This window comes from Microbulbifer mixtoriginis (SeqCode) (genome assembly GCF_052466715.1).
In genome coordinates, this window is sequence record NZ_CP174288.1 from 496,801 (window position 1) to 509,350 (window position 12,550).

10 protein-coding genes are annotated in these 12,550 nt (G+C 47.0%); 6 read left to right on the forward strand and 4 right to left on the reverse strand.

Annotation, left to right across the window (positions count from 1 at the left end):
* Window positions 1-66: 66 nt before the first annotated feature.
* The 3 genes from ACJJH9_RS02350 (at window position 67) to fghA (ending at window position 3,277) form a co-directional block, all read left to right on the forward strand.
* Window positions 67-1,113, forward strand: a complete 1,047-nt coding sequence (locus ACJJH9_RS02350; protein WP_444924165.1) for an AraC family transcriptional regulator — start codon at window positions 67-69, stop codon at window positions 1,111-1,113.
* A 154-nt stretch (window positions 1,114-1,267) separates the two neighbouring features.
* Window positions 1,268-2,401, forward strand: a complete 1,134-nt coding sequence (locus ACJJH9_RS02355; protein ID WP_444924166.1) for an S-(hydroxymethyl)glutathione dehydrogenase/class III alcohol dehydrogenase — start codon at window positions 1,268-1,270, stop codon at window positions 2,399-2,401.
* 12 nt (window positions 2,402-2,413) lie between these two features.
* The gene (fghA, locus tag ACJJH9_RS02360) at window positions 2,414-3,277 is read left to right on the forward strand and encodes an S-formylglutathione hydrolase (protein ID WP_444887199.1); all 864 of its coding nucleotides are present in this window, start codon (window positions 2,414-2,416) and stop codon (window positions 3,275-3,277) included.
* A 99-nt stretch (window positions 3,278-3,376) separates the two neighbouring features.
* Here fghA and ACJJH9_RS02365 read toward each other — a convergent pair whose 3' ends face one another.
* The 3 genes from ACJJH9_RS02365 to ACJJH9_RS02375 all read right to left on the reverse strand — a co-directional run bounded on the left by ACJJH9_RS02365 (window position 3,377) and on the right by ACJJH9_RS02375 (window position 6,294).
* On the reverse strand, window positions 3,377-3,808 hold the full coding sequence (locus ACJJH9_RS02365; protein ID WP_444924167.1) for a hypothetical protein: 432 nt from the start codon (window positions 3,806-3,808) through the stop codon (window positions 3,377-3,379).
* A gap of 574 nt (window positions 3,809-4,382) precedes the next feature.
* Complete coding sequence (locus ACJJH9_RS02370) at window positions 4,383-5,645, reverse strand: NADH:flavin oxidoreductase/NADH oxidase family protein (protein ID WP_444924168.1); 1,263 nt, start codon at window positions 5,643-5,645, stop codon at window positions 4,383-4,385.
* A complete protein-coding gene (locus ACJJH9_RS02375; protein WP_444924169.1) occupies window positions 5,635-6,294 on the reverse strand; it encodes a TetR/AcrR family transcriptional regulator in 660 nt (219 codons plus the stop codon). The genes ACJJH9_RS02370 and ACJJH9_RS02375 overlap by 11 nt, the downstream gene beginning before the upstream one ends.
* A gap of 393 nt (window positions 6,295-6,687) precedes the next feature.
* On the opposite strand from ACJJH9_RS02375, the gene ACJJH9_RS02380 reads away from it, so the two are divergent.
* From ACJJH9_RS02380 to ACJJH9_RS02390, 3 genes are all read left to right on the forward strand, one after another.
* Window positions 6,688-6,876, forward strand: a complete 189-nt coding sequence (locus ACJJH9_RS02380; protein ID WP_444887196.1) for a hypothetical protein — start codon at window positions 6,688-6,690, stop codon at window positions 6,874-6,876.
* 197 nt (window positions 6,877-7,073) lie between these two features.
* Window positions 7,074-9,284 (forward strand): S9 family peptidase, encoded by a 2,211-nt coding sequence (locus ACJJH9_RS02385; RefSeq protein WP_444924170.1) that lies wholly within the window; start codon window positions 7,074-7,076, stop codon window positions 9,282-9,284.
* A gap of 294 nt (window positions 9,285-9,578) precedes the next feature.
* Window positions 9,579-10,016, forward strand: coding sequence for a rhodanese-like domain-containing protein (locus tag ACJJH9_RS02390; RefSeq protein WP_444887194.1), 438 nt, complete (start codon window positions 9,579-9,581; stop codon window positions 10,014-10,016).
* Window positions 10,017-10,094: 78 nt separating this feature from the next.
* On the opposite strand, the gene katG is transcribed toward ACJJH9_RS02390, so the two are convergent.
* Window positions 10,095-12,365: a catalase/peroxidase HPI gene (gene katG / locus ACJJH9_RS02395; protein WP_444924171.1), complete on the reverse strand. Its 2,271-nt coding sequence runs from the start codon at window positions 12,363-12,365 to the stop codon at window positions 10,095-10,097.
* Window positions 12,366-12,550: the final 185 nt, after the last annotated feature.

Below are 12,550 nucleotides of genomic sequence, written 5' to 3' on the forward strand. Positions count from 1 at the left end.
ACTTCCCTAGGACTTTAACCGCCTGGCATTGGCCGTAGATCCCAATGCTAGCTGGTGCGCCTGGCTATGACTGTGGTTGTAGCTATGACAGGCAGTGGAGATGGATTGATGAGCCCCACCTATGAAATTCGCAGCGGCACCCTCGCGGGTTTCAACACTCTGGTTCCCCAGTTGGGCGGAATACCTTCGGATTTGCTCGCTGAGGTTGGCCTACCCGCGGATTGTATGCGTCGCCCGGATATCTTGATTCCAATCTCTACTCTGATCGACTTGTTAAACCTGTGTGTGCGTGAGCTGCAATGCAATGACTTTGGCTTGCGGCTGGCGGAGCAGCAGGGCCTGCGTATGCTTGGAGTGTTGGGTAAGTTGGTGCTCAAAGAGAAAGACCTGGATGCCGCGTTGAGTGCCAGCCACCGCTACATGGTATTACACAACCAGGCTGATCACTGGCGAATAATTGAGCGCGATAGCAGACTCTACGCTTATCGTATTAGCCATTATGAAGGGCTTGGAGTTGCTGAGCAGTACAGCGAGCTGGCCTTGGGCGCCGCCTGCAGGCTATTTAGGGAGTTGGCTGGGGCGGATATTCGCCCGCGCCAAGTGCATTTTTGCCATATACCGGTTTCTCCACACCAGCGTTACCGTGAGTACTTTGAAGCTGAAATATTTTTTGCCCAGGAATATGATTGTCTCGTGTTTGATGCTGAAGTGTTAGAAAGGCCTTTGAATGCGGCTAGTGAGGGATTGGTGCAATATTTTGAAGAATTTACCCAGTTGCTCATTCAGGGGCAAAGGGGGGATATAGCGAGTCAAGTGCGGACGCTGATCTTGCAGACACTGGGGGCCCAACAGCATAATCTGGCACAGGTTGCCCAGCTGGTGAATACTCCTGTTCGCACTTTGCAGCGCCATTTACGTGCTGCCGGCACCTCTTTCAAGCAGCTTTTACAAGAAGCGCGCATGGAAACGGCGCGATGGCATTTACGGTCCTCAAATATTGATATTGCTCTACTGTCGGCGAGCCTTGGTTATACCGATACCAGTGCCTTCTCCAAAGCTTTTCGCATTGTGCATGGGAATTCCCCCTTACAGTGGCGCAAGCTACAACATTGATTTTTACTTCTAGGTTTTTCAAAGGGTATTTACCCGGCAGTGTCCCGCCTCATTTCAGTATCCTATTTTGTCCTTCCCTTTTTTGCCTCATAAATACTGGCAGGCTATGCTGGGCACCTGTTGATTGAAACAACGACTAGTAAGGAATAACACCATGGGTGCAGAGACGATTCGCTGTAAAGCTGCTGTGGCCTGGAAAGCGGGCGAGCCGCTTTCTATCGAGGAAGTTGAGGTGATGCCGCCGCAAAAAGGCGAGGTACGTATCAAGGTGACGGCTACCGGGGTCTGCCATACCGATGCTTTTACACTTTCGGGGGAGGATCCTGAGGGTGTCTTCCCTGCGATCCTTGGCCATGAGGGAGCGGGTGTTGTGGAGTCGGTGGGTGAAGGAGTTACCGGCTTAACGGTTGGGGATCATGTTATCCCGCTCTATACCCCCGAGTGTGGCGAATGTAAGTTTTGTTTGTCTGGCAAAACGAACCTCTGCCAAAAAATTCGAGCAACCCAAGGTAAGGGGTTGATGCCGGATGGCACTACGCGTTTTTCGATCAATGGAAAGCCCATCTATCACTATATGGGCACCTCCACTTTTTCTGAGTATACGGTATTACCGGAAATCTCCCTGGCGAAGATTAATCCCGAGGCGCCGCTTGAGGAAGTTTGTCTTCTTGGTTGTGGTGTCACTACGGGGATGGGAGCGGTGATGAATACCGCTAAGGTAGAAGCGGGTTCAACCGTGGCAATCTTTGGCTTGGGTGGAATTGGCCTATCGGCAATTATCGGGGCCAAGATGGCGGGTGCTGAGCGTATTATTGGCATTGATATCAATGAAGATAAATTTGCCCTGGCAAAAAAACTTGGTGCGACAGAGTGTATTAACCCCAAAAATTATGAACAACCCATCCAAGAGGTCATTGTCGACCTTACCGATGGTGGAGTGGATTACTCCTTCGAATGTATTGGTAATGTAAATACTATGCGGTCTGCGCTGGAGTGCTGCCACAAAGGTTGGGGCGAGTCTGTAATTATTGGCGTTGCCGGTGCGGGTCAGGAAATCAGCACGCGCCCCTTCCAGTTGGTTACTGGTAGGGTGTGGCGCGGCACTGCATTTGGAGGAGTGAAAGGTCGCTCTGAACTTCCGGATTATGTCGAGCGCTATCTGGCCGGGGAATTTAAGTTGGATGACTTTATTACCCACACGATGCCCTTGGATAATATTAATGAGGCCTTTGATTTGATGCACAAAGGCAAGAGTATTCGCAGCGTCATTCATTACGAAAACGTTTGAGTGGGATAACCTATGTCAATTGAGCTTGTCAGTAGCACCAGATCGTTTGATGGGTTACAACAAGAATACCGGCACCGCTCCGCTGTGTTGAATTGCACTATGCAGTTTTCTATTTTTTTGCCTCAGGGTACAGACAGCGAAGAAGGGCATCGCTACCCGGTGCTTTATTGGTTATCGGGCCTGACTTGCACCGATGCTAATTTTAGCCAGAAAGCGGGCGCCCAGCGTATGGCTGCAGAGCTGGGTATTGTGCTGGTCATACCAGATACCAGCCCTCGTGGAGAGGATGTTGCCGATGACCCCTCCTACGACCTTGGCCAGGGAGCAGGGTTCTATGTGAATGCCACTCAAGAACCCTGGAAGCAGCACTACCGTATGTATGACTACATAGCGGCTGAATTACCGGCGCTAATTGAAGGGCATTTTCCGGTAAGTAAGAAGCGCGCCATCAGTGGTCATTCCATGGGAGGTCATGGCGCCCTGGTTATTGGCTTGCGTAACCCTGAGCGATATACCTCAGTTTCAGCATTTAGTCCGATCTGTAATCCGATCGCTTGCCCCTGGGGAGAGAAAGCGTTTGGTGCATATCTGGGCGCGGATACAACCTGCTGGGAAGGTTACGATGCTAGTGTTTTAGTAGGGCGAGCGACAACGCACCTCCCGATACTGGTCTCCCAGGGCGATGAAGATCAATTCCTTGAGCAGCAGTTACGACCCGAGGCCCTGCAAATGGCCGCCGAAGCTTGTAGCTATCCTCTGCGACTGGAGCACCATGCTGGATATGATCATAGCTACTTCTTTATCGCCTCATTTATTGAGGAACACCTGCGTTTCCATGCGGATTACCTCTTGAGTAACGATAAAATTCCTGCCTAAAGCTGCTGTCATATCGTTTAGAGCTGCGCTGCAACCGGGCACTTTATAATTGCCCGGTTGTAATACATGAGCTTTTTATCGAGCTTACCTGGGTGTCTTTCACCTATCTGATTGAGTGGCAACTGCACGACATTCACCGTGAATCTCTGCCCGGCCTTTCTCGAAAGTCTGTTCAATCAGGAACCAGCCGTTAGAACAGAATCCATTTTCATTTATGAGGAGTTCCACCCTCGCCATTGCCACTTTCTTAATATCGCCTGAGTTTGATTGACTGTGGCCAGGTTTACCAGAGCTGGGCTTGCCCCTTGCTGGTTTACCCTTACCGCCCATTCCGGGGCCACCGTTATGTTTACTGCTGTGGCTTCCATCGTCATGGGGCGCTGCCCCCAGGCTTGCCTTATATACAAAGCGTTTGTGTCCTAGTTCAGTGATGTTAGCAACAAAAGATTCGTTAGTGGGAACCTTAGGCGTGGAGCTACAGCCGAAGATGAGCAGGGAAGCTCCCATAGTAGAGAAGAGGTTAGCCTTCACTGTTGTTATCCTGTGAGTCATTCGTTTCCAGTATGACCTTTGCCCTGTACTAACGTCGGTTAAGCAGAGTAAACAATTGTTAAGGTCAATCAATTCAACAAGGTGTTTCTTTCTTAGGGGCCTTTACCGGATATTTTCTTCTTACCTAAATAAGTTACTCTTGAAATCTGTGTTTTTATATATGCGCAGAGGTCTACCCAGATTATTTTTACTATAATCTATGGCTTGATAATGGGATAAGGGCCTAAAAAATAAAGTGATTTTATAGCTCTATGGCGATTTATAGAGGAGAAATAGAGAGCAGATTTTCGGGTTTTATTTTAGGGTGCACAGTGTCTCCTCGGCAGCTGGAGAGACCTATTTTTCTGACGCGCTAGGAAGTTGTCCTCAGTCTCAAAGACCTGTAGAAAAGTCATAATCTGATAACAAAATGTTGTTACAGGCTTTTAAAAATACTTGTTTTCCACGTACTCGCCCTGGTTTTGGCCGGCGACGGTACGTCCTTGTATTGTCTCACTTATCTGCTGTGATTTACGGTGAGGAACTATAGTTTCCTAGGCGCAATAAAGTTTTATCAGGCTCGTCGCCTCTGAAAAGAAAGCAATCCGACAGCAGTCAGCGTTTTTAATACTGAGGTCCAAGCACTCATATTTGGTTTCGTTGGCTTTCCTTTGCCAATAAGGGCCAGCTGTTGTTCGTACCAAGTGACATCCAGCATAGCCATAAAATCCAGTCTGGGAATACCTGTGGTGAGCTTTTTCAATGTTATCTTATGGTTGCCATCCGATAACAGTTTGTGCGATAGCCGTGGGTCAACCGCTAATGGGCGGGCTAGGCCGATCATGTCCACGGCATTTGATACAAGGGCGGCCTCCATGGCAGCTGCGGAACGGAAGCCACCGGTGACTACGACAGGAATTTGCAACTGTGCACGGGCTTTTTCTGCATAATCGAGAAAATAGGCCTCTCGCTTGATAGTGCTTTCTTTCACATTGGCACCAACCATACTTGGGTTTTCATAGTTGCCGCCGGAGATTTCAATTAAGTTAATACCTTCATCCTGTAAGGCTTTCAGAACCTGCATGGATTCTTCTTCACTGAATCCACCTTTTTGAAAATCTGCTGAATTGAGTTTTACGCCTACCGGAAAATCTTCACCAACCGCTTCGCGAATAGCGCTATACACCTCGCGTAAAAATCGTAAGCGATTTTCTAAGGTACCTCCCCACTGATCATTTCGCCGATTGTGGTGAGGGGATAGAAACTGATTGATCAGATAACCATGAGCAGCATGTATCTGAATCCCAGTAAATCCAAATTCCTTCGCCTGTGCTGCGGCCCAGGCAAATTTTTTAATGATAATTACTATTTCATTTTCAGTGAGTTCTCTCGGGCGGTTGAACGTCTTCTCTAAGCCATTAGCCAATGGAATTGCAGAAGGTGCGACGGGTTCGGTACTTAAAAAGTTGGGTGTTTGCTTGCCTGGATGATTTAATTGCATCCAGATTTGTGTACCGTTTTGGCGCCCGGCTTGGGCCCATTTCCGGAATAGGGAAAGGTCCGACTTCTCGTCTAATACCACATTCCGCGGCTCACCCAGAGCTGTTCGATCAACCATGACGTTGCCGGTGACCAGTAAACCTGTGCCTCCTTCTGACCATGTGCGATATAAGTGAATCAGCTCCTCGGTGGGGGCATGATTGGGATCCGCTAATTGCTCACTCATAGCAGATTTAAACAAGCGGTTTTTCACACTGGTTCCCGGCAGAATACTCAGTGGACGAACGAGAGGTGTAGCTCGATCGGTGTTTTTTAAGGCGTTGATACTATTTTTCAAAATGAATGTCCTGCCTGTAAGTTTTAGTGCTGGCCAGTGTTTGTGCTCCTTGTTGCGTCACCAAGGTGCTAAAAAAAGTCCGTAGTTGTCTGAGTAAATCATTGGGATTACCGGATACCTGGTATTGCAGAATACTGCCCTGCCAAACGCTATAACACAGTGTCGCAAGGTTATTGGCGGGGACATCACTGCGTAGATCTCCTTGATCTTGGGCCAAATGTAATATCGACTGAAGATTTTCCAGCCACCTGTTCTCTACAGATTCAATGGCTCCACGGCAAAGAGGGCTGGCCTGGGCTACCTCGGCCGACATTGCTCCGAGCAGACAGGCACAAGACTGACCAACTTTTACTTTGTTTTGAACACGGTTATGAAAGCAGCACCAGAGCTGGATCAAGCCGGGTGCCTGATTGAGGTTTATTATCGTTTGCGCTAGTTCCGCATCAATCTGCTGGCCGTAGCGGTGAATAATGCTGGCTACGAAGGCCTCTTTACTGGGGAAATAGTTGTAGAACGAACCTTTGGGTACACCTACTGCATCCAAGACCTGCTTGATACCAGTGCCGTGATATCCCTGGCTGGTCAGCATCGCGGTGCCTGCTTCTAGCAGTGCTTCTTTGGTGTTTTCGCTTTTACGTGGTCGAGCCATGAATATTAGACCGGTCGTCTATTAACTGGTGGTCAATATATGACCGATCGTCTTGGAATGCAAGAGGGAGTGTTTTGTTTTGGTATTTTCTAGGCTAGGGATCAGGAAAAGGTTACTTATATGGGGAGATTGGCCCCGAGGACCTATTAATCATTGGCCGCACACAGTAGTTTACTGAAATCGAAAATACTCTTTCAAAATAAAATTTATTCAGGAATTTTGAATCAATGTAAGGCTTTTTGTGCTCTTTAATTGGTTTTTTTTGGTTTAAATTACCTGATTTACTAGGGAGGCTACTCTTTTCATCGCCGCATATTGAGATGGTTCCTCTATCAACTTGCCTGCTCCGACTATAGAGTCTCCCTCAGAATTAGATAAGTAAATGGATCGATTGTGATTGAGTTCGCGGTGGAAACTGGGAAGAGCTGCGACCTGGATATCTTTGGCGGCAAATTGTTATGGAAGGAGGTGAGAACTGTTTTAATAGAAGAAGTAAGTTGGTTCTTCTTATTGATTTTGTTTCGCCAAAAGCCAGCCCCAAGATTGTCTTCAGGCACTGCGAATATCGATGATGCAGAGTAAATGACGGTAAAGTAAGATAATTTCAGAAGGTTTGATTGTCACTCTGTTAAATTCAGAAAGAGAGCTTGATACCCTCCGTTATCTGAAGATTACATTGTAGAATTCAAGGACTTTGTTGCTTGCAGAGAAAGTGGTTTAACGCCTTTCTTAACGCAGATTTGCGCCTAGCATAAAACACTAAAACAAAGAGCCCTTCTATGAAAAGAAAACTGCTTGCCCTACTTAGCTGTACAACCTTTGCGGGACTCTGTTCCGCGGATACGTTGACTATTGAGCGAATATTCTCCGATCCGGCCCTTGGAGGCACAGCGCCCCGTGCCCTTGAGTACTCTCCCGATGGTAGTCGGGTAACTTTTCTGAAGGGGCGCGATGAAGACTATAACCGTTACGATTTGTGGGAATATAACATTGCCGATAAAGAGTCCCGTATCCTGGTGAATTCCGATAGCCTGCACAGTGGTCATGAGGAATTGTCCGATGAAGAAAAAGCCCGACGCGAGCGCCAGCGAATTTATGGCAGTGGCATTATGGAATACAGCTGGTCGGAAGATGGTAAGTCCCTGTTATTTCCGTTAGCTGGAGATGTTTATTACTACGGCCTGGATAGTAAATCCGCGCGGCGCTTAACTGAAACTGAAACTTTCGAAACCGATGTGCGGGTTTCCCCTAAAGGGCGTTATGTTTCTTTTATTCGCGACCAGGATATTTTGGTTGTTGACCTAAAGAATGGTAAAGAGCGTGCATTAACCAGTGATGGCCACGGGCCTATTAAAAATGGTATGGCCGAATTTGTTGCTCAGGAAGAGATGGGGCGCATGAGCGGATACTGGTGGTCACCAGATGACCGTCATATCGCCTTTCTGCAGGTGGATGAGTCTCCGGTGGATAAGGTGACTCGCAGTGAAATCTATGCTGATCGCATTGACCTGATTCAGCAACGCTATCCCGCCGCAGGGAGAGCGAATGTAAAAATTCAGCTGGGCATTCTGAATGTAGAAACCGGTAAATCCCGCTGGGTAAACCTTGGTAATGAGCAGGATATTTATATTCCTCGCGTGCAGTGGGCGCGCGATAATCTACTGACTTATCAATGGCAGTCCCGCAATCAACAGAAGTTGCAGTTGCGTGCTTTTGATCTGAAGACGAACACTGGTAATACCCTGTTGATTGAGTCCAGTGATACCTGGATAAATTTGAATGATGATCTTCACTTCTTGGAGAATAAAGATCAATTTATCTGGTCTTCAGAGAGAGATGGTTTTAAACATCTCTATCTCTATGATCTAAGTGGTAAATTGTTGAACCAGATCACTCAGGGTGACTGGGTAGTGGATGAAGTTGAAGCGATTGATGAGAATCATGGCTTGGTGTATTTCACCGGGCGTAAAGATACTGTGATAGAGCGACATTTGTATCGAGCGCCATTCAATGGGGATGGAAAGATACAACGTATCTCCAGCAAGAAGGGAATGCATGATATCGAGTTTTCCCAAGATGCCTCGGGTTATATCGATAAATTTTCCAGTGTAAATACCCCGCCTCAAGTAAGCTTGCATAATGCCAGTGGCGAACTAACGACCTGGCTGGAAGAAAATGTGGTTATTAATGGGCACCCTTTACACCCTTACAAAGCTGATTGGATTACTCCTGAGTTCGGTACCATTGAATCCCCTCTGGGGCATCAGCTTAATTATCGACTTTATAAGCCAGCTAATTTTGATGCATCAAAGCGTTACCCGGTTATGGTTTATGTCTATGGTGGACCCCATGTTCAGGTAGTTACCAATAGCTGGGATAAAGCTTTTAACCAGTTTATGGCCCAGCAAGGGTATGTCGTTTTTTCTCTGGATAATCGAGGTTCTGCTAACCGCGGAACGACTTTTGAGAACCCCATTTTTAAAAATATGGGTAGCCCTGAAATTGAAGATCAGGTTACTGGGGTGAAATTTTTGCGCACACTACCTTTTGTCGATAGTGAGAATATTGGTATCTTTGGGCACAGTTATGGGGGCTATATGGCTCTTATGAGTATGTTTAAAGCGGGTGACTATTTTAAGGCAGGTGTATCCGGTGCTCCTGTTACCGATTGGTCCCTTTATGATACCCATTATACTGAGCGTTATATGGGGAACCCCGATACCGATGCGGATGCCTATCAGGCTTCATCAGTTTTTCCGTACACTGAGGGACTTAAGGGCTCCCTGTTGATTTATCACGGTATGGCGGATGATAATGTCTTGTTTACTAACACCACCCGACTGATCAAACAGCTGCAGGATAATGGCCAGCAGTTTGAATTGATGACCTACCCTGGCAAGAAGCATAGTTTGCGCGGTAAACAAACTCGGATTCACCAGTACACAATGATCAGAGATTTCTTTGATCGACATTTACGCAAAGATAGCTAATTTTAGTTATATTATTTTCTGTATATCAGGTCCCCAGGTAAATAAAGCTTGGGGTTTGATCAGTGAAGTACTGATACCATCCTTATTCCTTCTACATTTTTTGTACCAAGTCTCCAATCATCCCAAGAACATCTCTATTTGTCTCATATTGTGTTCAATCATTTTTGGTGATTGATATTTTTTGTTTACTTTCTTTCTCATGGATTATGTTGTTTGAGGAAATTGGGAGTGCAAATAATCTACTAAGTGATTTTTGGTGGATCTGTTCAGGAATATATTGGGTTAGGGTGAATTATGTGGAATAGAATTGGTGGTAGATTTATTGTATTAGCTGCATTGATAAGTTTTTTTGGATGTGCTGGTGTTGGAACTGAAAAAGAGATGCCGTCACAGGAAGTAAGTCGCGAAATGGTGGGAGTTGAAGCAGAACTACTATCTGCTTATATGCAGGACCAATCCCTATTGACTCTAGTTGATGCGCGAACAGTGGGGGAGTTTGAGGCTGGACATGTAAACGGTGCAATTAATGTCCCTCTAGGTGATTTCGATGAAATGAGAGAGCATTTAACAATAGGTCTTGACGAGATGGTATTAGTTTACTGCAAAAGTGGCACACGGGCAAAAAGATTGGCAAATAAATTATTTGCAGTCGGCTATAAGGATGTCAGAGTTATATCATCGCACCAGTTGAAATTTATTGAAGGAGAAATAATTTTTGCAAACTTGGATTAAAGTTTGATGTGGGTAAAAGAGGCAAGGTAAACCGGCTGATATGCTGGTTTACCTTGAAGTAATTATCGTAAGAACTATTTACTGATTAGCAGTGTCAAAACGATCCAGATTCATTACCTTAGTCCAGGCTTTAGAAAAATCCTGCACGAATTTCTGCTGAGAGTTATTGAAGGCATAGACCTCAGCGACTGCTCTGAGCTCAGAGTTGGAGCCAAAGATTAGATCCACAGGGGTTGCCGTCCACTTTACCTTACCGGTTTTGCGGTCGCTACCCTCATAAACCCCCTCTGCTTTATCGGATTTTTTCCATACTGTGGACATGTCTAGTAAGTTGACAAAAAAGTCGTTAGTGAGTGTTCCTGGTTTATCGGTAAAGACGCCGTTTTTCGATCCATCAGTATTGGCGTTCAGCGCGCGCATACCGCCAATCAAAACCGTCATTTCTGGTACAGTGAGGGTCAACAGACTGGCGCGGTCCACCAGCATCTCGGTGGGTGTACGGCTATTATTACTGCTGAAATAATTGCGAAAGCCGTCGGCTGTGGGCTCAAGCATGGCGATGGAATTAACATCAGTCTGTTGCTGGCTTGCATCGGTACGACCGGGCTTGAAAGAAACGCTGATCTTTTGCCCCCCATCCGCAGCTGCTTTCTCAACAGCAGCAGTGCCACCGAGAACAATAAGGTCGGCGAGAGAGACTTTCTTACCCCCAGATTGGGCACTGTTAAACTCTTGCTGAATTTTTTCTAGCTGTGCTAGAACCTTGGCAAGTTCCTCTGGGTCATTGACTGGCCATTGTTTCTGGGGATTCAGCCGTATACGTGCGCCATTTGCTCCTCCACGCATATCTGAGCCGCGAAAAGTCGAAGCAGAGCCCCAGGCCGTTCTTACCAGCTCAGGCACGGTAAGGCCTGAGGAGAGGATTTTCGTTTTAAGTTGGCCGACATCATTGTCATCTATTAGAGGGTGATCAACTTTTGGTACTGGGTCTTGCCAGATCAGATCCTCTTTGGGAACTTCCACACCCAGATAACGCGCTTGAGGGCCCATATCGCGGTGAGTCAGCTTGAACCATGCCTTGGCGAAAGCGTGTTTAAATTCCTCAGGATTTTCCTGAAAGCGCTTGGCAATTTCCCGGTAACTGGGATCAAACTTTAAAGATAAATCGGTGGTAAACATTATTGGTGCATGCCGCTTGTTTTTATCAAAGGCGTCTGGCACCAAGTTGGCCGCAGCTTGATCATCGGGGATCCACTGTACTGCACCAGCGGGGCTCTTGGTTTTTACCCAGTTAAACTTAAATAAATTATCCAGGTATTGTTGGCTCCAGTTAATAGGAAGGGCCGACCAAGCCCCTTCAAGCCCAGAGGTCATTGTGTCATCGGCATTACCCTTACCACACTTGTTTTTCCAGCCCAGTCCCTGTTGCTCAATTGGGGCTGCTGCCGGTTCTGGGCCTAAGCAATCAGCTTTTACCGCGCCATGAGCCTTGCCAAAAGTATGGCCACCAGCGATCAGAGCAACCGTTTCTTCATCGTTCATGGCCATACGGGCAAAGGTTTCACGAATGTCGATAGCCGCAGCCTTGGGATCAGGATTACCGTTAGGACCCTCTGGGTTTACATAAATCAATCCCATCTGAACGGCCGCCAGTGGTCTTTCTAACTGGCGATTACCGGTGTAGCGCTCATCGGCCAGCATCTTTGTTTCCGGGCCCCAATAAACCAGATCTGGCTCCCAGTCGTCTATACGGCCACCGGCAAAGCCGTAGGTCTCAAATCCCATGGATTCAAGAGCAACGTTGCCAGTGAGCACCATTAGGTCAGCCCATGATAGATTGGCGCCGTATTTCTGCTTGATAGGCCACAGCAGACGCCGTGCTTTATCTAGATTGGCATTATCTGGCCAACTATTCAGAGGGTCGAATCGCTGCTGCCCCCCCCCTGCGCCTCCGCGTCCGTCGTTAACCCGGTATGTACCTGCGCTGTGCCAGGCCATTCGGATCATAAAGGGGCCATAATGCCCATAATCCGCAGGCCACCACTCCTGGGAAGTTTTTAACAGCGTTTCAATGTCACTCTTTACTGCTTTGAGATCCAGTGTTTTAAACGCCTCGGCATAATTAAAGTTTCCTCCCATGGGGTTAGACTTTGGGGAGTGTTGCCGCAAGGGGCGCAGATCCAGCTGGTTGGGCCACCAGAATTGGTTTGATTTAGGTTGGAAGTCCTTAGGGCCCTGGCGGGTGACGGGATCGGTCACTACCTCCTCCTCAGCAGAATACGTATTTGACGCCAATAATGACAGTGTGATGAAAAGAGCGGTACCGAGTGAAGCTCTATAGAATCGCATTGCAATCATCTCCATAGGATAAGGAATGCAGATTACAGCTTTTTAATTTGGTCTTTCTTACGAATTTAAAGAGGTATATAGCCTATATTGGCGACGTAATTTTTGCGAGCTTTGTCGGATCAAGCAGCTGAGAAAATGTTTATTTTCAGTGAGTGAAAAATAAATAATATTGGCTAGCGCGGTTT